Source organism: Flavobacterium suzhouense (genome assembly GCF_042684765.1).
GTDB lineage: Bacteria > Bacteroidota > Bacteroidia > Flavobacteriales > Flavobacteriaceae > Flavobacterium > Flavobacterium suzhouense.
Map to the genome: position 1 here is coordinate 203,035 of NZ_JBHUMD010000027.1, position 21,787 is coordinate 224,821.

General features: G+C 38.9%; 21 protein-coding genes and 1 other RNA gene. 13 read left to right on the top strand and 9 right to left on the bottom strand.

What is annotated here, in order from left to right:
• Positions 1-195: 195 nt before the first annotated feature.
• From ACFSR3_RS14085 to ACFSR3_RS14095, 3 genes are all read left to right on the top strand, one after another.
• Positions 196-771, top strand: a complete 576-nt coding sequence (locus ACFSR3_RS14085) for a cytochrome b/b6 domain-containing protein (RefSeq protein WP_379821849.1) — start codon at positions 196-198, stop codon at positions 769-771.
• A 269-nt stretch (positions 772-1,040) separates the two neighbouring features.
• Positions 1,041-1,802 (top strand): NYN domain-containing protein, encoded by a 762-nt coding sequence (locus ACFSR3_RS14090; protein WP_379821851.1) that lies wholly within the window; start codon positions 1,041-1,043, stop codon positions 1,800-1,802.
• Position 1,803: 1 nt separating this feature from the next.
• Positions 1,804-2,082 (top strand): hypothetical protein, encoded by a 279-nt coding sequence (locus ACFSR3_RS14095; protein WP_114758301.1) that lies wholly within the window; start codon positions 1,804-1,806, stop codon positions 2,080-2,082.
• A 47-nt stretch (positions 2,083-2,129) separates the two neighbouring features.
• Here the strand turns inward: ACFSR3_RS14095 and ACFSR3_RS14100 are convergent, their stop codons facing one another.
• The 3 genes from ACFSR3_RS14100 to ACFSR3_RS14110 form a co-directional block, all read right to left on the bottom strand.
• Positions 2,130-4,622 (bottom strand): DUF5686 and carboxypeptidase regulatory-like domain-containing protein, encoded by a 2,493-nt coding sequence (locus ACFSR3_RS14100; RefSeq protein ID WP_379821853.1) that lies wholly within the window; start codon positions 4,620-4,622, stop codon positions 2,130-2,132.
• A 10-nt stretch (positions 4,623-4,632) separates the two neighbouring features.
• On the bottom strand, positions 4,633-5,049 hold the full coding sequence (aroQ, locus tag ACFSR3_RS14105) for a type II 3-dehydroquinate dehydratase (protein WP_379821856.1): 417 nt from the start codon (positions 5,047-5,049) through the stop codon (positions 4,633-4,635).
• 134 nt (positions 5,050-5,183) lie between these two features.
• Positions 5,184-5,747, bottom strand: a complete 564-nt coding sequence (locus ACFSR3_RS14110) for a porin family protein (protein ID WP_379821859.1) — start codon at positions 5,745-5,747, stop codon at positions 5,184-5,186.
• Between the two features lie 392 nt (positions 5,748-6,139).
• On the opposite strand from ACFSR3_RS14110, the gene ACFSR3_RS14115 reads away from it, so the two are divergent.
• The 3 genes from ACFSR3_RS14115 to ACFSR3_RS14125 all read left to right on the top strand — a co-directional run bounded on the left by ACFSR3_RS14115 (position 6,140) and on the right by ACFSR3_RS14125 (position 8,041).
• Positions 6,140-6,643, top strand: coding sequence for an outer membrane beta-barrel protein (locus tag ACFSR3_RS14115; RefSeq protein WP_379821862.1), 504 nt, complete (start codon positions 6,140-6,142; stop codon positions 6,641-6,643).
• 126 nt (positions 6,644-6,769) lie between these two features.
• Positions 6,770-7,264, top strand: a complete 495-nt coding sequence (locus tag ACFSR3_RS14120; RefSeq protein ID WP_379821864.1) for a hypothetical protein — start codon at positions 6,770-6,772, stop codon at positions 7,262-7,264.
• 171 nt (positions 7,265-7,435) lie between these two features.
• A complete protein-coding gene (locus ACFSR3_RS14125; RefSeq protein ID WP_169520046.1) occupies positions 7,436-8,041 on the top strand; it encodes a porin family protein in 606 nt (201 codons plus the stop codon).
• A 72-nt stretch (positions 8,042-8,113) separates the two neighbouring features.
• On the opposite strand, the gene ACFSR3_RS14130 is transcribed toward ACFSR3_RS14125, so the two are convergent.
• Positions 8,114-8,722, bottom strand: a complete 609-nt coding sequence (locus tag ACFSR3_RS14130) for a porin family protein (RefSeq protein ID WP_114758308.1) — start codon at positions 8,720-8,722, stop codon at positions 8,114-8,116.
• Positions 8,723-8,816: 94 nt separating this feature from the next.
• Here ACFSR3_RS14130 and ACFSR3_RS14135 point away from each other — a divergent pair, with 94 nt between their 5' ends.
• The 7 genes from ACFSR3_RS14135 (at position 8,817) to ACFSR3_RS14165 (ending at position 18,539) form a co-directional block, all read left to right on the top strand.
• Positions 8,817-9,734: a site-specific tyrosine recombinase gene (locus tag ACFSR3_RS14135; RefSeq protein ID WP_379821867.1), complete on the top strand. Its 918-nt coding sequence runs from the start codon at positions 8,817-8,819 to the stop codon at positions 9,732-9,734.
• A 74-nt stretch (positions 9,735-9,808) separates the two neighbouring features.
• Positions 9,809-11,332 carry a sensor histidine kinase gene (locus tag ACFSR3_RS14140; protein WP_379821869.1) on the top strand — a complete coding sequence of 508 codons (1,524 nt, stop codon included), beginning with the start codon at positions 9,809-9,811 and terminating at the stop codon, positions 11,330-11,332.
• Complete coding sequence (locus ACFSR3_RS14145; protein WP_379821871.1) at positions 11,319-11,711, top strand: response regulator; 393 nt, start codon at positions 11,319-11,321, stop codon at positions 11,709-11,711. The genes ACFSR3_RS14140 and ACFSR3_RS14145 overlap by 14 nt, the downstream gene beginning before the upstream one ends.
• 118 nt (positions 11,712-11,829) lie before the next feature.
• The gene (locus ACFSR3_RS14150; protein ID WP_379821873.1) at positions 11,830-12,423 is read left to right on the top strand and encodes a TetR/AcrR family transcriptional regulator; all 594 of its coding nucleotides are present in this window, start codon (positions 11,830-11,832) and stop codon (positions 12,421-12,423) included.
• 200 nt (positions 12,424-12,623) lie between these two features.
• Entirely contained in the window at positions 12,624-13,769 is a 1,146-nt protein-coding gene (locus ACFSR3_RS14155) for an efflux RND transporter periplasmic adaptor subunit (RefSeq protein ID WP_379821875.1), read from the top strand.
• Positions 13,770-13,800: 31 nt separating this feature from the next.
• On the top strand, positions 13,801-17,007 hold the full coding sequence (locus tag ACFSR3_RS14160; RefSeq protein WP_379821876.1) for an efflux RND transporter permease subunit: 3,207 nt from the start codon (positions 13,801-13,803) through the stop codon (positions 17,005-17,007).
• A gap of 119 nt (positions 17,008-17,126) precedes the next feature.
• Positions 17,127-18,539, top strand: coding sequence for a TolC family protein (locus ACFSR3_RS14165; RefSeq protein WP_379821877.1), 1,413 nt, complete (start codon positions 17,127-17,129; stop codon positions 18,537-18,539).
• A 69-nt stretch (positions 18,540-18,608) separates the two neighbouring features.
• Here ACFSR3_RS14165 and ACFSR3_RS14170 read toward each other — a convergent pair whose 3' ends face one another.
• From ACFSR3_RS14170 to ACFSR3_RS14190, 5 genes are all read right to left on the bottom strand, one after another.
• Entirely contained in the window at positions 18,609-18,932 is a 324-nt protein-coding gene (locus tag ACFSR3_RS14170; RefSeq protein ID WP_379821878.1) for a DUF1493 family protein, read from the bottom strand.
• 361 nt (positions 18,933-19,293) lie between these two features.
• Complete coding sequence (rny, locus tag ACFSR3_RS14175) at positions 19,294-20,856, bottom strand: ribonuclease Y (RefSeq protein ID WP_114758317.1); 1,563 nt, start codon at positions 20,854-20,856, stop codon at positions 19,294-19,296.
• A gap of 58 nt (positions 20,857-20,914) precedes the next feature.
• Positions 20,915-21,020: non-coding RNA, 6S RNA (gene ssrS / locus ACFSR3_RS14180), on the bottom strand.
• 58 nt (positions 21,021-21,078) lie between these two features.
• Positions 21,079-21,372, bottom strand: a complete 294-nt coding sequence (locus ACFSR3_RS14185; protein ID WP_114758318.1) for a cell division protein ZapA — start codon at positions 21,370-21,372, stop codon at positions 21,079-21,081.
• An 8-nt stretch (positions 21,373-21,380) separates the two neighbouring features.
• Complete coding sequence (locus tag ACFSR3_RS14190) at positions 21,381-21,671, bottom strand: hypothetical protein (RefSeq protein WP_114758319.1); 291 nt, start codon at positions 21,669-21,671, stop codon at positions 21,381-21,383.
• Positions 21,672-21,787: the final 116 nt, after the last annotated feature.

Here is a 21,787-nt window from a genome sequence, read left to right on the forward strand (position 1 = left end):
GTTATAGTTAGGCAATCGGGTATATATAAAGTAAGACGTGTTCCCGGTTATAATGGTTGTATCGCCGCGGCTAAATTTTTTAAAAATATGCTCTTATAACGATTTTGTTTTTATTTTCTTACAATGTTTGATTAAAAAAACATTAGCAATAAAGATAAGCTTTTGAAAATAACAAATACCGTTTACATTTGTAGTATGAGAGAAAAACGATTCAACCTTGCCAGCAGACTTCTACATTGGGCTATTGCTTTTACTTTTTTATATATAATGCTAACTGTGCTGCTTCGTATGGGGTGGATGAACAAGGGCAGTATGGGAACAATAATACATGATGGTCTTACCGAACAAAATATTGCCATTTCCCAGGATGATGCTATTGGTTTAGCTAAAAAAGTGCGTAGGCCTATGTGGGATACTCATATTATCGCCGGTTATGTTTTGGTTGGGTTATTTGTATTGCGTATTATTCTTACCTGGGTACAGGGTGCAGGCTTTGTAAGTCCGTTAAAGAAAGGTATTACACAATATGAAAGATTCAAATCATGGGTTTATGTGATTTTCTATATCTTTTTAGGAGCTTCGCTGTTTACAGGGTTGATGATGGAATTTGGTCCCGAAAGCCTTGAGCATACTATGGAAGATATCCATGTACTTTCTCTATATTATTCAGTAACTTTCATAGTGCTTCATACTGCCGGTGTTCTTATCGCCGATGCAGGAAAGGAAAGAGGGATTATCTCTAAAATTATAAGTGGGGATAAGCCATTATAGTTTAAAATTTCAACATGGGACTTGAAGTTATAGTTGAAATTATTGGAGAAACAATTTTTATGCTTGTCGAGTTGCCTGGAACATATCTTCATTGGCTTCTGAAAGGAAGAAAATGCCGTTCAAAGAAATTGAAGAGCGTTATTTTGGTATAAATGTCCTGTTGTCTTTGTTGATATATTTTTTATTAGGATTGATTATTTATATTATTATACAATAAATAACGTCATCCTGTGAGGTTTTGCGCTACCTTTGAGTAAATCTTATCACTTATGAGTAGTACAATACAGGATCTAAGGCTTGCCGTTTTAATCGATGCCGATAATGTTCCCTATGCCAATGTAAAGGAAATGTTTGAGGAAATCGCCAAGTATGGCACACCTACATTCAAGCGGATTTATGCCGACTGGACTAAGCCAACTGTATCAGGATGGAAAAAGGTACTGCTCGAAAATGCCATTACGCCCATACAGCAATACAGCTATTCAAGCGGAAAAAATGCTACCGATAGCGCTATGATCATCGATGCCATGGATATACTTTATACGGGTAAGGTTGACGGATTTTGCATTGTTTCTTCCGATAGTGATTTTACACGTCTTGCTACCCGTCTTCGCGAAGCCGGTATGAAGGTAATAGGCATAGGGGAGAAAAAGACGCTTATTCCGTTCATATCAGCCTGTGATAAGTTTATCTATATCGAGATACTTGGTAAAAATGATACTGATGCTGATATTGAAGATGATGCGAAAGAAGAAAAAGTAACTCCTGTAGTCAAACATCCTATAAGTAAAGTAGACAGAGGGCTTATAAAGCTTCTTAGTCAGAGTATAAACGATCTTGCAGATGAAAATGGATGGGCCTTTTTGGGTGATCTGGGTAATTTCATCCTGAAAAAACAGCCTGATTTTGACTCCAGAAATTATGGTTATCCAAAAATGCTGGCACTTATAAAAAGTATTGATAAATTTGTTGTTGATGAAAGGGATACGGGCAAAAGCAAAATTAAGCACGTATATGTAAGGAATAAATAAAATGAAAGAAATAAAGAAACTTACCGAAGCCATACTGCGAAAAGACAAAAGCGTAAACAAAACGCAGTTTGATAAGGAATGGTTCTATTCAGTAGAAGATCTTGAAGATTACCTGAAAGAAGATCTTACCGGAATAGAGTCAGTTACGCTGCCGTTGGACTTTGATGGCGTAAAATATCCCATTCAGTGTACTACATGGGAAGACCTTGAACGATTCCTGCACAGAGACCCGGTAGAAAGTTTTAGGGGGAGTGTACTTAAAAACAGGAAAAAAGAGTAGGCAGTACAGATTTTATCCGACAACTGACAACCATCTACCGATAACAATTACTCCAATATATCTAAAAAGGTCAATCCGAATATTACACCGTCATTTACAAAACCGCTTTCGTATGACCTGATGTAGTCTATCCTGAAAAAGCGCGCTTTTCCCCATCCTACATTATCAAGTCCAATTGTAAATTCCGAATACGGGTTACGTTCCGGTGTGGCAAGTATATGATAACCTGCTACCAAATGATAATTCAGTTTGTTGAATAACGGAATTGAATTGGTAAGGAATCCTTTGAAATTGTGTTCCAAATGCCCTTCGAAATACTGATCATTTGTACTGTGCGAATAGTATGGAAGGAAGTTAAATACATTAAGGTACCGTTCTGATTTACCCACATGCGTCTCGTTCCCGTTAAAATGCCTGTAATCGGTAAAGGCTATGTTTTCTGAATTGAAGAATTTTCCTGTTCTGAAACTAACTCCCAGTTCTCCTTTGTTGCCCACTGTCAGATCATAATTTACTTTGGCAGAAAGATGGTCAAAATTATAATCGTCAATACTTGAGGCAAACCCTTTCTCGTATTTCAGGAATATGCGCGGATATTTATCGTTAGCGATAGTTTCCCTGCCGTTAGGTCGCGTCCTGTATTTTTGCCCGAAACTTATGCGTGTTGCAAGGGATACCTTATACATGTGATGCTTTTCAAAGGAAGGAGTCTCATTATCATAACGGGAGTCATCGTCATACAGCAACAATGGATTGTTAGATGTATAAGGTTTATAAGCATCTTTAAGTGTTGAAAACTTAGTATTATTGAAAAGCGATTTCTTGCGGGTGTATTCCGCGGTTCCATAAAGATAAAGCCCGTTAATAACCTCTTCCTCATAGCTAAGGCGTAAAAAATTATTGTCATACAGTTTCATGTAATTATCCTTGAAGAAAAGCGTGCTGATACTATTTACAATCCTGTTTATAGGGTTTTCAGGATTAAATTGCTCAATGCTGCTGCCTCCTTTCAGCGTGATTATCCTTTTGCTGAAATTATTAAACTTACGTGAAATCGTACCCGTAGCCCTGAACCGCTGTTCGGCAAAGCCATAGTTCATGTCGGTGCCTATGGTAGTGTATGTTTGTTTGTCGGGATTGTGTTTTGTAAAATAAAATCCGGGTGCAAGGTTATAAGCCTGAACTGTATTAAAACCAAGCCTGCGTACAATTCCGGTATAGCTTATCTGCCAGTTCTTTTCGGTGTTATAATATACGTAACCTATAGGTGTCGAAAGCCATTTAAAGCGGTTACGCTGACGATCAAGAGCATTAATATGCGATTTTCTTCCAGTCACTTCCTGTAGGCTGTCTTTGCGGCGATAATCGGTAATTTCCTCGCTGGTAAGCGGTATCGGGCGGTTTTTATTCCAATAACTATCAGGCAGGTTGTTGGCGCCGTCTTCAAAACGCTGAATTTCCGCAGTGAAAGTTTTGGGACCAAAATCGGGATTTAAAACATAATTACTATATACTGATGAGAATCTGCCATTAAAGCCCACGCCAAATAATCCGGCATCAAAATCCAGTATTTGTGTGTTTTTAGTCCAAGTTTTTTCTTTGCTGTTATAGCCAAAGTTTTGCTTTATGTTAAGGGTGTTCAGCAGATCCTTTCCAATCTGGCTTCCTTTTATGCTGAGGTCAACGCCATATAACTGCCAGCTGTCATCTACTATATAGATGTAGCCATTAAAAGCAGGTTCCTTTTCTCTTTTAGAAGTAACTTTTATTTTATTAATGAGATGACGGTCGTTGGTATAAAAAGTACTTTCAAGCTGATATTTGTAGTAATTAAAAGCGTTTTCTGCTATTGGCGAAACCGCATTTACATTAAAGGGCAGGTAGTTGTCATAAAAATCAAATTCGGCAGCCTGAGCATTATTATAGCTCATGCCGTTATCTTCGCCGCTTACTTTTGATGCAATAACGCGTTCATACATCTTTCCCGGCTTTTCATATTTAATATGTGATACCGTTTCAGAAAGGTACAGTATACCATTACCGGATTTGTCGAGCGAGGCCCCCATATCACCAACTTTTTGCCCCAAAATTTTCTCAGGAACATTTTGCAGTCTGAAAATGCCTCGTGAATAAAAGTCAGCTTCAAACGCCTTAGTGCGTTCACTGTTATCTTTTCGGTGCGCAATTGCAAATCGCATTATTTGCTCTCCGGGATTATTTTCATTGGTTATTACAACTTCTTTCAGAATGAATTGCTCTTCTTCAAGAATCACATTCAGGGTAACAGGTTGTGACGATGCGTCGGTTTCAATTTCCCTGGTCTTATAACCCAGTGATTGAAAAAGTAATGTGTGGTGACCTTTGCTTACATTAAGGGAATAACTGCCATCTTCATTTGATGAAGTGCTGTTGTAGGTTCCTTTTACAGTAATTCCGGCAAAAGAAACAGGCTCACCGTTTTTTCTGGTAATTCGTCCTTTTACCTGTGCAAAAGAAATCGTGCCGGTTAACAGCAATAAAAGTAAAAGGACATGTTTCATAGCGTTTTTTTTAAGGAAGCAGCGCTTGTAAGGCCAGCTCATAGCCTTTAAGTCCAAAACCTACTATTACTCCTGCTGAAACAGGAGACAGGTACGACTGGTGTCTGAAGGTCTCACGTGAAAAGGTATTTGATATGTGTACCTCGATCACAGGTGATGTAACAGCTTTTACGGCATCGGCAATACCTATTGAAGTATGGGTGTAGGCTCCGGCATTTAATATGATCCCATCATGATTAAATCCGGTTTCCTGTATTTTAGTTATAATTTCACCTTCGATATTGCTTTGGTAATATTCCAGTTTTATGCCCGGAAATTTTTGTTGCAATTCGGCAAGGTAGTCTTCAAAAGTTCTGCCTCCGTATACTTCAGGTTCGCGTATGCCAAGCAGGTTAAGATTAGGGCCGTTTATAATTATAATGTTCATTAGTATGTTTTTGTAAATTTAAGTATAAGGCTTGGAGAATGTATGCGATTTAATATTTTTTTTAACATATATACCTATAAAAAAGCCGGTTATGTCTTAAAAGACATACCGGCTTTTGCATATTATTTAATTTTTTAGAAAAAGTATCCTACAGAAAGCTGGAATACGTTGTTTTTAACGTCAAAGCTGCCTTCACCATCACCATCATTAATGTTGCTTAGTCCGACGTTGTAACGTGCCTGAGCAAAAAGTCCTGCGATAATTTTAAGCTCAACACCTCCAGACGCGGCAAGGTCAAATTTCTTAGTTTCCCATGCGTCTTTTGCATCGCTTACAAGGAAAGAGAATTGCGGTCCTGCTGTGATGCTTAGTCTGTCCGGTAATACATAAAACTTAGCAAGGACAGGCACAGCAATATAATCAAGGTTAATATCTTCGGCAACACCTACAACGCCACCATCATCATATTTAGCTTTACCACCCTGAGAAGAGAATAATCCTTCTGCCTGTACAGAGAACATAGGTACAATGTTTAGTTCTAATACTGCACCGGCATGAAAATTAGTGATTCCGTCTGAGTCAAGATCTCCTGAAAAGTTAGCGAAGTTAGCACCCGCTTTTATACCAAAGTCTATGCCCTGAGCCTGTGATGTAACACCTGCTGTTAGCATTGCAAATAAAAAAATGATCTTTTTCATAGTTTAGATTAATTAAAATTGGTTACGAATTAAAGTGATCAAAAGGTGCTTGTACCTTTATATTCCTTGCAAAAGTAAAGAAAAGTAGTACTAACAGCGATTTTTTTAACCCTATTTTGGCTTTTTTAAAATGTTAAATTTGTTTTAATTTAATTGAAAAACAGCCTTAAAACTGATAATTATTCAATGATGCTGTTTTGTGTTCCTTTTTTTATTTTAAGATGTTGATTTATAATATTTTGTGTTTTTTGTTTCAAATCTGTAAAGCTTTTACTTATTATTTATTTGTGATATTGTTAATAAAATTGGTGATAATCCCTGTTTATAGGGGTTTATTTTGTTAAATATTTTGATATTTTTGTTAGATACAATAACTAAAATTTAGACCAATCATGAAAAAAATCTTATTATCAGCTGTAGCTGTTATGGCCTTTGGTTATGCGGCACAGGCACAGGAAAGTGGTTTTCAGGCAGGTATTCACGTAGGTGCTCCTATTGGTGATGCAGGCGATGTTTCATCTTTTAATTTTGGTGCAGATGTATCTTATCTATGGTCTGTGGCAGACAATTTTTCTGCCGGTGTTACAACAGGTTATACGCATTTTTTAGGTAAAGATTATGATGTTCCCGGATTTGGATCAGTTAAAGCTGATGACTTTGGGTATATTCCTGTAGCAGCTACAGGGCAGTATTCTTTTGATCAGTTCTTTGTAGCAGCAGATCTTGGTTATGCTATCTATGCCGGAAGCGGAGATGGAGATGGTGGTTTTTACTATCAGCCAAAAGTAGGTTACCACATTGCTGAGCAACTTGATGTTTATGTAGGTTACAAAGGTATTGCAGTTGATGGTGCTACTGTATCTGCAATTTCTGTGGGAGCTGCTTATAAATTCTAACAGAATAAGTTTTAAACTATAAGAACCTCTGCATTATTGCAGGGGTTTTTTATTTCGAAAGTTTAATTAATACATGGTTCCTGTTAACCATCTAATAGGTTTATGAATCTTAACTCAATCCAGAATATGAAAAAACTATTACTATTTGCTATTATATTTTTCGCTTGCAACGTGCAGGCACAGACCGATCGCTTGTTGGGTGTGCATTTTGGCGCACCGGTAGGTGACGCTGCCGATATATCAACATTTAATTTTGGTGTTGATGCAGCGTTTTTGTTTTATGTCACAGATGAACTTTATGTTGGAGCGGCCGGTGGATTTACTCATTTTGTAGGTAAGGAAATAGATAACGAATTTAGCTCTGTAAAACTTGATGGTTTTAATTATATCTATTTTGCCGGTTCGGCCCAGTATTCTTTTGGTAAACTTTTTGCTGCCGCCGATGTTGGTTTTGCTTTTTATTCCGGCGATAGTGATTTAGGAAAGAGCGGTGTTTATTACCAGCCTAAGCTGGGATATCATATCATTGATGCGCTCGATGTTTATGTTAGCTATAAAGGTTTGCCGGGAGATGGATATAATATTGCCACGCTCGGAGGAGGGATCAGCTACAGATACTAAATCTTAGCTTTAAATAGAAAAACATTATAATGTAAAGGGTTTATTTATAAAATGATTAATCTTTGACTATGAGGTTACTATAATGTTAGGAATGAAAAATCACCATCAAAGGGTATTTTCCTATTAAAAATTTTCCATAGTTTTGTCATCAAATAATCAAATCAATTAAAAATGAAAAAATTATTATTATCAGCTGCGGCTGTTATGGCTTTTGCCTTTACAAACGCTCAGGAAACTGCAACTACAACAGGTTTCTCTCAGGGAGATGTATTCATTACAGGTTCTGTAGGATTTGGAAGTGAAAAAACAGGCGATGCTAAAACTAACTCTTTCAACTTTTCTCCAAAAGCAGGTTACTTTGTAACTAGTAATATTGCTGTTGGTCTTCAGGTTGGTCTATCTAGCGAAACTGATAAAGTTGAAACTCCACTAGGAGATGTTGAAGATAAGCAAACTGCTCTTGAAATTGGTGCTTTTGGTAGATACTACTTCACTCCAACAAGAAACTTTTCTTTCTTCGGACAGCTTTCAGCAGGTTATGTGTCTAACAAAGTAGAAAACGATGGTGATCCTGAGTACAAAGAGAACGGTGTAAACATCGCTCTTGCTCCGGGTGTTAGCTACTTTGTTTCTGAGCACATCGCTTTTGAAGCTACTTTCGGTATTTTGGGTTACAGAACTCTAAAACCGGATGTTGATGGTGCTGAATCTACAAACACTTTCAACCTTGGCGCTAACTTTAGCGATATCAACTTTGGTATGGTTTACAAATTCTAATATTTGTTCTTAGTTATATTACAAAAGCCTCCGCTACGCGGAGGCTTTGTTGTTTTAAGCAAAATGGCACGCTTAAAATTTATATCCTACACCTATTTGAAAAACAGAGTTTTTAGCATCACTGTTTTCAAAAATATCGGTTAGCCCAAGATTATATCTTCCCGATGCGAATAGTCCCATTTGAGTTTGGAATGTAATACCAGCTGCCAGACCAAATTCAAAGTCTTTCGCTTCGTTTACATCAAAATCTCCAGAATCAGCATCTGCATCCGAATCAAACTCTTCGTTTACTTTAAAGCTGAATTGAGGACCGGCTTCAAGACTTAATCCTTGAAACACATATGCCTTTACCAATACAGGTACATTAATGTAGTCAAGCTGATATTCTACTTTTTCATCTCCTCCTAAAAGTCCACCCGGAATGTCTGTTTTAAATCCCTGCCCCGAGTACAGCGCTTCTCCCTGAATTGATATCATTTCGTTTAATGGAAGTTCTACCAGAGCACCTACGTGAAAGCTTGTTCTTGAATCAGGACTGTCAAAATCGTCTCCTGTTACTGTTGCAAAGTTTACACCACCTTTTACACCAAAGCTTGGTGTTGTCCCATTAGGGTTTTGTGCATGCGTTACTGCTCCCGCAAGTAATAGTGCACCTACTGATAACATTTTAAATAGTTTCATCACTTTATAAGTTTTAGTTTTGTATTTCAAAATTATCTCATTAAAATTGGCACTATTCTGAAAGGATTCTTAATTCACATAACTTTAACCGCGTATGAAAAGTTGGATTAAATTTATAAATGACTATAAATCGTACCTGAAAATTGAGCGTGGTTTGGCTGCAAATTCTGTTGAAAATTACGGTTTTGACGTGCAAAAGCTTGTAGATTACCTTATTGCTAACAATATGGATGTATCGCCAATTGCAGTTGATGAAGAAATTATTCAGCAGTTCATTTACCATATTGCAACCGAATTAAATCCTCGTTCTCGTGCAAGGATTATTTCCGGCCTTAAGAGTTTTTTTAACTTTTTGGTGTTTGAAAACTATCGAAAAGAGACTCCAATGGAGCTAATCGAGGTGCCAAAAATTGGCAGGAAACTTCCTGATACACTTTCTGTAGGAGAAATTGATGCTCTGATAGGAGCAATTGAGCTCAATAAAATTGACAGGGAAGGCAAATCACAGGGTGAACGTAACAGGGCTATGCTTGAAACGCTTTACAGTTGCGGATTGAGGGTGTCGGAATTGGTAGAGCTTAAGTTGTCCGACCTTTTTTTTGAGGAAGGATTCATCAAGGTAACCGGTAAAGGTAACAAGCAACGTTTTGTGCCTATTGGTAGTTCTACGCAAAAGTATATTACTATTTATATTGAAACCGACCGGAATAAACTTAATATCCAGAAAGGTTTTGAGGATACGCTTTTTTTAAACAGAAGGGGAAAAGCACTTACCCGTGCCATGGTTTTTACAATTATAAAAGATCTGGCTGTTAAGATAGGGTTACATAAAACAATAAGTCCTCATACTTTTCGTCATTCGTTTGCTACGCATTTGCTTGAAAACGGCGCCGATTTGCGCTCAATACAGTTAATGTTGGGGCATGAATCTATCACTACAACAGAGATTTACATGCATGTTGATAGAAAATTTCTTAATAATATTTTAAACACTTATCATCCGCGACGATAAATTAAAGCTGAAAACGCTTTATTAATTGATAAAAGTTATTAATTTTAACACGTAGGCTATAATTTTTAAAGTGGATGAAGATTTTTGATAATCCGGACTTGTATGATGGCGAAAGTCCGAATGTTTTTTATAAAAAACTGCTCGATCAGGTTCCGGATCTCATTTTCAAAATAAGATGGGATGTTGAAACCGAGAAGTTCTCCATAATTTTCCTGAGTGAGAGTATTAAAGATCTTTATGAAATTCCACAGGATGTATTCCTTACCGATCCTCATCATTTTTTTTATGACCGCATGTTTCCCGAAGATGCTGCTGATTTTATAGCAACTTTGCAGGAGTCAAGGGAAAAGCTTGCGAAATGGGATCATACCTACAGGTTACAGCTTCCTGAAAAAGGCTTGCGTTGGATGCGGGTAACCGCTAATCCTGAACTTACCGCCAATGGTTCCGTAGTTTTTTACGGCAGGGCTACCGATATTACCGAGCATAAAGAAAAAGAAGCAAGGTTGCACATATCTGAGGAACGCTTTAATTATGCCCTGAGAGCTGCTTCAGAAGGTATATGGGACTGGGATATGAAAACTAATGTTGTCTATTTTTCTGCCCAACTTATGAAAATACTTGGTAAGAAAGAAGTTGAGGCTTATTTTCCTAATACTTTTTGGCTGAGCCGCATACATCCCGATGATGCTTACACCTATGATAAAAGCAAAACCGATTATTTTAAAAAGAAAAATGCTTCTTATGAGAGTATTTACAGGATTCTTACGGATAATGGAAAATACCGATGGGTACTGAGCAGGGGTAGGGTTGTAAGTTATGATGAGCACGGTAATCCGGAGAGGTCTATAGGGACATTAAAGGATATTAACCAGCTTAAGGAAAAAGAAGTAGAGCTTGGTAATACTATTAATATTATAGTTAGCCAGAACAACCGGCTGAATAACTTTGCTCATATTGTATCGCATAACCTCCGATCACACGCAAGTAACCTAAAGATGTTGCTCGATCTTTTTAAAACCGCAGACGAAGCTGAAAGAGAAGAAATGCTACAGCATCTTGAAGCGATATCAGACGGACTTAGTATTACTATAAGCCATCTTAAAGAGTTGGTAGAAATACAAACTGAAATTAAAACTGTAAGAGAAAAGCTTAACTTAAGACACTATTTGAAGAACATTCTTAATATTTTACACAACGAAATAAAGAAGCATAATGTTGATATTGAGATAAATATACCTCTTGATGTTACTGTAGATTATAATCCTGCATATCTTGAGAGTATATTGCTTAATTTTACAACAAATGCAATTAAATACTCAAGCCCCGAGAGAAAGCCTATGCTTTCGTATGATTTTGAGATAGTTGAAGGGCAAAAGGTGCTTTCAATTTCGGATAACGGACTTGGAATTGACCTTAAAAAACATAAGAACTCCCTTTTTGGAATGTATAAAACGTTTCATAAAAACCAGAATGCAAGGGGTATTGGTCTTTTTATTACCAAGAACCAGGTAGAGGCGATGGGAGGAAAGATAGAAGTGAGCAGCGAACTAAATAAAGGAACTACATTTAAAGTGTATTTTGATGAAGAAAATTAGCAACCTTTATGTTATAGATGATGATAAGATTTATCATTTTCTTCTGAAAAATCTGTTCAAACAGAATGGGATTGACGTTGCCTCGACATTTTTTGTAAATGGTTCAGATGCGATAGATCATATTAAGAGCAATAATAATGAGGAAACGCTTCCTGATTTGATATTATTGGATGTAAATATGCCAATTATGAATGGATGGCAGTTTTTAGAAGAATTTGGTAAAATTTCGTCCGGGCTGATAAAAAAACCTACCATTTATATGATTAGTTCATCTAATAATGAAGTAGATATTAATAAATCTAAAGAGTTTGATGGGGCTGTAAAAGGATATTTTTTAAAGCCTATATGCAAGGAAGACCTTGATTTAATCTTTGTTTAGAAGCAGTATAAATTTTTATTATGGCTGCTATAAATAAAAATGATAAAGAAAAATTGTAATCGTAAACTATAACATATTACCTTTGCTTAACGCTGTTAAGTAATTTAAAAGCTATAAAATGGGAAGTAAAGAAAGAATATTAAGACAGAAAGAAGAAACCCGTTCAAATATACTTATAGCTGCGAGAGAGATTGTAAAGGAAGAGGGATGGCAAGGCCTTAGCATGCGAAAGATCGCTGATAAGATTGAATATACCGCTCCTATAATTTACGAATATTTTTCTAACAAAGAAGCCATTTTACAGGAGCTTACCTGTAAAGGGTTCGGGATTCTTACCAAAGACCTGGAAGCTGCAAAAGCAGAATCGGATGATCCTGCGGTTCAGTTAGAAGGGATGTGGCTGGCCTACTGGAACTTTGCCTTAAAGAACAAAGAAATGTACCAGCTTATGTATGGAGTGGAAATGACGTGTTGCGCACAGCGTAATACCGAGACTGATGCTCCCTACACTTTAATTGCAAATGTTATTGCAAAACTGATGGATCAGGAAAATCCGAAACCGGAAGTTATAAAGCAAAAATATTTTACGTTCTTTTCAGTAATCCATGGTCTTATCTCCATCAATATTGTTGGTAATGGGCTTTCTGATGAAATCAACAAGCAAATACTGAAAGACGCGATAAGCGGCATTGTCCGCTATATAAAAGAATAAAAAAATTTAGCATTTCACTTAACACCGTTAAATCATTTAATATCTATATATCATGAAAACTCTTTTCTAGCTCAATGGCTTTTTTTTGCGAAACTACTTAACGCTGTTAAATAGTTTAAAAGCATAAAGTCGTATCATCAATCATTATTTTAAATTTTTTTGGACTATCACTTAACATCATTAAATTATTTAACTCTATTATGAAACGTATAATAATAATTGTAGCTATAGTACTTGTTGCCGGTCTTGCCTTTTATGGATTTTCCGGTAGCGGAGAGGGGCAGGTTCCTGCACCTCAGGCTGTTTCGGTTCCGGTTCTTACAATCGGGCAGGGGCAGGCAGTTACCTATCAGGAGTACCCTGTTACTGTTGAAGGAAGGGTAAACGTAGAAATACGCCCTCAGGTTGACGGTTACCTTGATAAGGTATTTGTAGATGAAGGTGCTTTTGTAAAAGCAGGGCAACCTATCTTCAAAATCAACGAAAACCGATACAGAGAATTACTGAATAATGCTCAGGGTTCGCTAAATGCTGCTGAGGGTGCTCTTATGAACGCTAAACTTGAGGTGGAAAAAATGACGCCGCTTGTTGAAGGTAAAGTCGTATCGGAATACCAGCTAAAAAATGCAAAAGCATCAGTAAAAATAGCTGAGGCTAATAAAAGGCAAGCCGAAGCAGCTGTAGCATCCGCTAAGATAAACCTTGGTTACACGCTTATTACGGCTCCTGTAAACGGATATATTACAAGACTACCTAAAAAACAAGGTAACCTGGTATCGGCTGCAGACCCTACACCACTTACATTGCTTTCGGATATTGATGAGGTATATGCTTACTTCTCTATAGGAGAAGCTGATTTTATCGCATTCAAAGAAAAATACGAAGGCAACACCCTTAGCGATAAGCTTAAAAAACTACCTCCTGTTACTCTTGTAATGGCTGATAACAGCGAATATGAGCAAAAAGGTAAAATCGATATGGTAGACGGTCAGTTTGACAGGACCACAGGTGCGATTACCTTAAGAGCCAGTTTTCCTAATGCTAAAGGACTTTTACGTTCAGGAAATACAGGAAGGGTTAAGCTGGGTATCAGCCATGCTAATGCTATAGTAGTACCACAGGCAGCTACTGCCGAAATTCAGGATAAAGTATTTGTTTATATTGTTGATAAAGACAACAAAGTAACCAGAACTCCAATAACTATTTCAGGTAAAACAGGTACTGATTATCTTATAAAAGAAGGTCTGAAAGCAGGCGACAGAATTGTTTATAAAGGCTTTGAAACACTTGCCGATGGCACAGTAGTAGTTCCTGAGAAAGTACAGGAAGAAGTTGTCTCTAAATAATTACTATATAATCACTTAAGCAAAACGAAACATGTTAAAAAGATTTATAGACCGGCCGGTTTTGGCTACGGTCATATCCATCCTATTGGTAATTTTAGGGGTTCTCGGACTTACAAAATTACCCCTGCAGCAGTTCCCGGACATTGCTCCTCCGGCGGTGCAGGTAACAGCACTATATCCCGGAGCGAATGCTGAAACCGTATTGAGATCGGTAGCGCCATCACTTGAGGAATCTATAAACGGGGTAGAGAATATGAGTTATATGACTTCTACTGCCAGTAATGACGGTTCGCTTGTAATTACGGTTTACTTTAAGCTGGGAACCAATCCCGATCAGGCTGCGGTAAACGTTCAAAACAGGGTATCCCAGGCTACAAGCCAGCTTCCTGCCGAAGTTGTACAGGCCGGGGTAACCACAGCAAAACAGCAAAACAGCCTTATCATGGTGGTATCCATGTATTCGGATAATCCTGAATCATATGATCAGACCTTTTTGGCTAACTACTCACAGATTAATATTATTCCCGATATCAAAAGGATTCCGGGGGTAGGACAGGCGATGATCTTTGGAGGTAATAAGGATTATTCGATGAGGGTTTGGCTTAAGCCTGCCCAGATGAGCACCTACAACATTTCACCAAGAGAAGTTATGGCAGCTATTCAGGACAAAAACCTTGAAGCAGCTCCCGGTAAATTTGGTGAGAATAGTACCGAATCATTTGAATATGTAATTAAATATAAAGGTAAGCTTAATAAGCCTGCCGATTATGAAAACATCATAGTTCGCACGAATCCTGATGGTTCATTACTTCGCTTAAAAGATGTGGCTCGTATAGAGTTTGGTGCTTATACCTACGGTAACTTTACCAGGGTAAATGGTAAACCGGGGGTTAATATCGCGGTTATACAGCTTCCGGGCTCTAACGCTAATGATATACAGGTGGAGATAGCGAAGCTGATGGAAAAAGCTTCGAAAAACTTCCCTAAAGATGTAAAATACCTTATCCTTTATAATACGAAGAGAAACCTTGATGCGTCTATCGCACAGGTAGAGCATACGCTTTTAGAAGCGTTCATCCTGGTATTTATTGTGGTTTATCTCTTCCTTCAGGATTTCAGGTCAACGCTTATTCCAGCCATTGCGGTTCCGGTAGCTATATTGGGTACGTTCTTTTTCATGTCCCTGTTCGGTTTTTCCATCAACCTGCTAACCCTGTTCGCGTTAGTACTGGCTATCGGTATCGTGGTGGATGACGCCATCGTCGTCGTCGAGGCGGTACATGCCAAACTGGAGCGGGGCTATCAGCCTAAACAGGCTACAATTTCTGCAATGAGCGAAATTACCGGTGCAATTATTTCCATTACGCTTGTAATGTCGGCGGTATTCCTTCCGGTAGGTTTCATGGAAGGTTCAACAGGAGTATTCTACAGGCAGTTTGCATTAACACTGGCTATTGCAATTGTAATATCGGCTGTAAATGCCTTAACGTTGAGTCCTGCTTTGGCGGCTTTATTTCTTAAACCACATGATACACGTCACGATCACGGACATGACACTCATGCACTGGTTGAAAAATCTACATTTAAAACGAGATTCTTTAAAGCCTTTAATGTAGGTTTTGATAAGGTGACGAACCGTTATATAGGTAGTATCCGATTCCTTATAAAATACAGATGGTGGAGCATGGGAGGTCTGGCAGTTGTTGTACTTGCAACCGCGTGGATGGTAAAAACAACACCTTCAGGATTTATTCCTTCAGAAGACCAGGGCTTTATTGCCATATCGGCATCAATGCCTGCGGGTACATCCCTTGAGCGTACTACAGAAGCATTGGCTGAGGTGGAAAAAGTTCTTGGTGCTGCACCTTACCAACGTACTATAAACATACTTTCAGGTTTTAATATGCTTACACAATCGTCGAGTCCGTCGTTTGGTGTTGCCTTCATCCTGCTTAAAGAAAACAACGAGCGTGGTGATGTTAAGAACATCGACGAGATTATGAACGATGTGAGAGGTAGATTGTCTGCCATCAAAGGAGCTAACTTCTTTGTGTTTACCTTCCCAACCGTTCCCGGTTTCAGTAATATCGACGGACTTGACTTTGTACTTCAGGATCGTACAGGCGGAAGACTGGATAAATTCAGCGGGATTGGTAACAACTTTATAATGGAACTGATGAAACGCCCTGAAATTGCAGTAGCGTTTACTCCGTTTAGAGCCGATTATCCGCAATATGAAATGGTTGTTGACGATGTTAAGGCCGAACAGCTTGGTGTTAGCGTAAAAGAGTTATTACAAACCATACAGGCTTATTATGGTAGTGCCCAGGTGTCTGACTTTAACCGATTCGGTAAATATTACCGTGTAATGGTTCAGGCTGATAAAGATACAAGGGCTAACCCGGAATCGCTTGGAGGCGTATTTGTAAAAAACAAAACCGGCGAAATGGTTCCTGTAAATACACTTGTAAAACTGGAAAGAGTTTACGGTCCTGAAAATGCGTCACGTTATAACCTGTTCAACTCGATGACGGTGAATGCAATCCCTAAACCGGGTTACAGCTCAGGTGCTGCGATTAAAGCAGTAGAAGAAGTTGCTGCCAAACACCTTCCGCCTGGATATTCTTATGAATTCTCAGGTATGACAAGAGAAGAAATTATTTCAGGAGGCCAGTCGGCAGTTGTATTTGTACTGAGCTTATTGTTCGTGTACTTCCTGCTTGCGGCACAGTATGAAAGTTATATCCTTCCTATGGCTGTAATCCTTTCAATCCCAACAGGAGTATTTGGAGTATTCGCGGCTATTGGCATGACCAATATATCTAACAATATTTATGTGCAGGTAGCACTTGTAATGCTTATCGGACTTCTTGCCAAGAATGCCATCCTTATCGTTGAGTTTGCCGTACAGCGCAGAAGGGCAGGTAAGTCATTGCTGTCGGCATCGCTCGAGGCTGCCAAGCTAAGGTTAAGACCAATTATAATGACCTCATTGGCATTCATCGTTGGATTGATTCCAATGATGGGAGCTATAGGACCATCAGCACAAGGTAACCACTCCATCAGTATTGGTGCTGCGGGTGGTATGGTTACCGGTGTTGTACTGGGGTTATTCATTATTCCGGTATTGTTCATACTGTTCCAGTACCTTCATGAAAAAATTAGCGGTGTTCCTGCTAAAGCTCATGGAGCTGAAGCTGTAGAACACCTTAAAGAAGAGTTAGAATTAGCCAAATAAAAAATCAAAAATCCTTTATTGTTTGTTTTATAAAGCTGCCCGCTCCCTCTCACCACTAATGGGAGGGAGTCTGTAGGCAGTGCCAATGAGGATAACTTAAAATATACCACCATTTAAAAATGAGAACGTATAATATTTATCTGCTCTTTACAGCATTACTGATACTTACAGGCTGTAAAGTGTCTAAAGATATTGAAACACCGCAGCCTGAGCTTCCGCAGCAATACAGGAATGCGGCGGCAAGTACTGATACTACCAGTATCGCCACGATTGAGTGGAAACAATTCTTTCCTGATATAACACTTCAGGGGCTTATTGACAAAGCCATTAAGAACAATTATGATATGCAGACGGCCCTTAAGAATATTGAGGCAGCCCAATTGCAGTTCAGGCAGACAAAATGGAATAATGTACCACAGCTTAGCCTTGGCGTGACTGCTAATACATCTATTCCGTCACAAAACAGCCTTAACGGTATCAGCCTTAACAACTTTTTGAACACAAGCCATATTGAAGATTATAACGCCGGAGGTAACCTTTCATGGGAAGCTGACATCTGGGGTAAACTAAAAGGCCGTAAAAAAGAAGCGTTGAACCAGTACCTTAAATCGGAAGAGGCTAAAAAACTGCTACAGACTAATCTTGTTGCCGGAGTGGCGCAGGGGTATTATAACCTGCTGATGCTGGATCAGCAACTGGCTGTTGCCAAAAAGAACCTTGAACTGAATGAACATACGCTACGCATCGTAAAAATGCAGTTCGAATCAGGTCAGGTTACATCGCTGGCAGTGCAGCAGACAGAAACACAACGCCTGAAAGCAGCACAGATAGTGCCAATGCTTGAAAAAGAGATCATTATTCAGGAAAACGGTTTAAGCATACTGACCGGTGCGCTTCCGGCTGAGATTTCGCGAAGCAGTACGCTTGACCTGACGCCATTACTTACTGAATTATCTTCGGGAGTTCCATCATCAATCATCAGTCACAGGCCTGATATAAAGGCATCAGAATATGAACTTGCATCTGCCAATGCAAGAGTAGGTATAACTAAAGCATCAATGTACCCGGCATTGAATATTACAGCTGCGGGTGGGGTAAATTCATTTAAATCAAATAACTGGTTTAATATGCCTGCCTCTTTATTTGGTATGGTGGCCGGTAGCGTTACGCAGCCACTGTTGCAAAGAAAGCAGCTTCGCACACAGTACGAGATAGCCAAAGTAGAGCGTGAAAAAGCGGTGATTGCCTTCAGGCAGTCGGTGCTGAATGCTGTAGGAGAGGTATCTGATGCTTTAGTAAAAGTAGAGAAGTTTAAACAGGAGCAGGAGTTTGCGGCGGATAGAGTGGCCAACCTGCAAAAAGCGACAACAAATGCCGATATGCTGTTTAAAAGCGGCATGGCCAATTATCTGGAAGTGATTACAGCACAGGGAAATGTGCTGCAAAGCGAACTGGATCTGGCAGTATTAAAAAGAGACCAGCTTAACGCTGTGGCCCAGTTATACAGGTCACTTGGCGGGGGCTGGAGATAATGGTGTTATTGTTTTAAGTGGAAGAAACCCTTCTCTGCATTGCAGGGGGGGGTTTGTGGTTTATTTGAACTACGATAAATCCAAAGAACCTGTTTGTATACCGAGAGTTAAATCAACTATTTTTAATTCTTTATATTTCTTAGTTGGCTTTAAAGATAAAATTCTGATAATAGTAGAAGTTATTATGTCTCCTTCTTCAGGAAAATAATCTGTGAATTTGAAAGAGCTGATTCTAACATTAAATAATTTCGAATATTCTTCTAACAGTTCATCTGCATCATCCCCGTATATGTTTAAATCATGGTAAATTCGGGTGTCTTGATTTAAAATGTCTTTGGGAGAACAATATTTAGCGATTAATTTGATTATACTCTTTGTGTTAGTATCCTGCATTTCTATTATAGATTGTTATATCAAATTTATGATAATTTATTTTTATAGCTACGCGACAACCAGCAGGAGTGATTTCCCGTTAGGGAAATAATATTGGTAGAAAAGAGAAGATTTAATGATGAGAATTTCCCGTAGGGAATACATTATATGGCGCTCCTCAGGAGCTCATGCGGTATCGTTATGCCTAATACTACAAATATGCCGTCCCTCCGGGACTTGTTGAATGTTAGCTCCGGAGGTGCGATATATTTATAGAAAATATTATGGATGATCAAAATGAGCTCCGGAGGAGCGGCATAAATACCCACAAAAAAACTCCGAAGTTTCCTCCGGAGTTTTATATTTCTAAAGCATTAGCTTCTTACTTCGCAATATTAACTGCTCTCGTTTCCCTGATAACGGTAATTTTTACCTGACCAGGATACGTCATTTCGGTTTGGATCTTGTGAGATATCTCGAAAGAAAGATTAGCCGCCATATCGTCGGTTACTTTTTCGCTTTCTACGATAACACGAAGCTCACGTCCTGCCTGGATAGCATAAGCACTCTTAACGCCCTGGAATCCGTAAGCGATATCTTCAAGGTCTTTAAGACGCTGTATGTATGAGTCAAGAACCTGTCTCCTTGCACCCGGTCTGGCACCTGAGATAGCATCACACACCTGAACGATAGGTGATAATAATGATTTCATTTCTATTTCGTCGTGGTGAGCACCAATCGCGTTGCAAACCTCTTCTTTCTCACCATATTTCTCAGCCCACTGCATACCAAGTAGTGCGTGTGGAAGGTCGCTTTCAGCATCCGGCACTTTACCGATATCGTGTAGCAGACCTGCTCTTTTAGCAAGCTTAACGTTAAGTCCAAGTTCAGCAGCCATGATACCACAAAGCTTAGCAACCTCTCTTGAGTGTTGTAGTAAGTTCTGTCCGTAAGACGAACGGTATTTCATACGTCCAACGATTTTGATAAGCTCAGGATGTAGCCCGTGGATACCAAGATCGATAACGGCACGTTTACCAACTTCGATGATCTCGTCTTCGATTTGTTTAGTAGTTTTAGCAACTACCTCTTCGATACGTGCAGGGTGAATCCTGCCATCGGTTACAAGTTTGTGAAGCGAAAGGCGTGCAATTTCCCTTCTTACAGGGTCAAAGCATGAAAGGATAATTGCCTCCGGCGTATCGTCAACGATGATCTCTACACCTGTAGCAGCTTCAAGCGCACGGATGTTACGTCCTTCACGGCCAATAATACGTCCTTTTACATCATCCGATTCGATGTTGAACACCGATACACAGTTTTCTACTGCTTCTTCAGTACCTACACGCTGAATAGTGCTGATGATGATTTTTTTGGCTTCCTGCTGTGCAGTAAGTTTAGCCTCTTCGATAGTCTCCTGAATGTGAGACATAGCAGCCGTTTTTGCTTCAGCTCTTAGGCTTTCCACAAGTTGGTTTTTAGCTTCGTCAGCAGAAAGGCCTGAGATTACCTCAAGTTGCTCTACCTGGCTTTTGTGAAGCTTGTCTATTTCGTGTTGCTTTTTGTCAAGATATTCGATACGTGAGTTGTAGTCAGCTATTTTAGCTTCAGCCTCATCGTTTACTTTTTTAGTCTTGGCAAGTTCGTTAGATACCTGCGATTCTTTATCTCTTGTTCTTTTCTCAGCTTCAGCGATTTTTCTGTCTTTGGCCAAGATAACCTGCTCGTGCTCGGCTTTTAGCTCAAGGAATTTTTCCTTAGCCCTAAGCTCTTTGTCTTTTTTTATGTTGTCACCCTCTTTGGTAGCATCTTTTATGATGTTTGAGGCCTCTTTTTTCGCATTTTTTATCAGGGTTGACACATTTTTCTTCTCCAGGAACTTCGCGACCCCAAATCCTGCCGCTACTCCTACAATCCCGATAATTATTATTAAAGCTATATCCATTTAGATTTTGTTTGGTTGTTTTTAAATATAAAAAAAGCCCACATCAGAAGAATTGTATAAACTCGTATTGACAAGTTTTGGGCTAACAAGCTGTTCTAGGATCTGCTCAAGGCAGCATGCTATAGTAGCGACGATTCACCCATTTTAAAGAATTGGCGTTGAGTTTATCAAATTTGTACTAATGTAGGCAGTATTTTTGACGTATGTAAAGAACGTATTTTATTATTTAGAGAGAAGCTCATCAGCTCTTTCATTCATTTTTTTTAGCCTTTCAAAGGCTTCTTCCAGGTCGGCAGATTTATCGATCTGCTTTTGTTCTGCCTGAGATGCAAATTGTAATGCACACATGGCTAAAACGTCCTGTTTATCGCGAACTGCATAGTTTTCTTCAAACTGCCTGATCATGGCATCAATCTTCTTAGAAGCGCTTCGTAAGCCTTCTTCCTGCGCCGGATCTACATTTAAAGGGTAAACCCTGTCGGCAATTGATATTTTGATCTTCAGCTTATCGTCCATCTTCTGTCTTAATCAGAGAGCTGCGCTATGCAATAATCAATTTCGCGGATCAATGAATTTATTTTGAGTTTTGTTTCTCTTTTATTGTCGTCACTGCCCAGTAATGAGTTGGCCATCCTAAGAGATTCATTTTGCTGTTTAAGCAATGCAATCTCCTCACTTTGCCTGCTTAAGGCCAAAGCTGACCGGGAAACCTCGTTTTCCAACCCCTGATTTTCTGCCTGAAGCTGCTCCAGTTTTTGGGCAAGCTTTTCGAGTTTAACCTCAAGAGCATCAACTATTTCGGATAATCCGTTCATAACAGTCAACTTTCATTACATGATTTTACAAAGTTAATATTACTTTAATTAGAAACAATAGTTTAGGAAAAAATTATGCGAAAAATTTCGTAAACGTGTAATAAATTGGAGGGTAA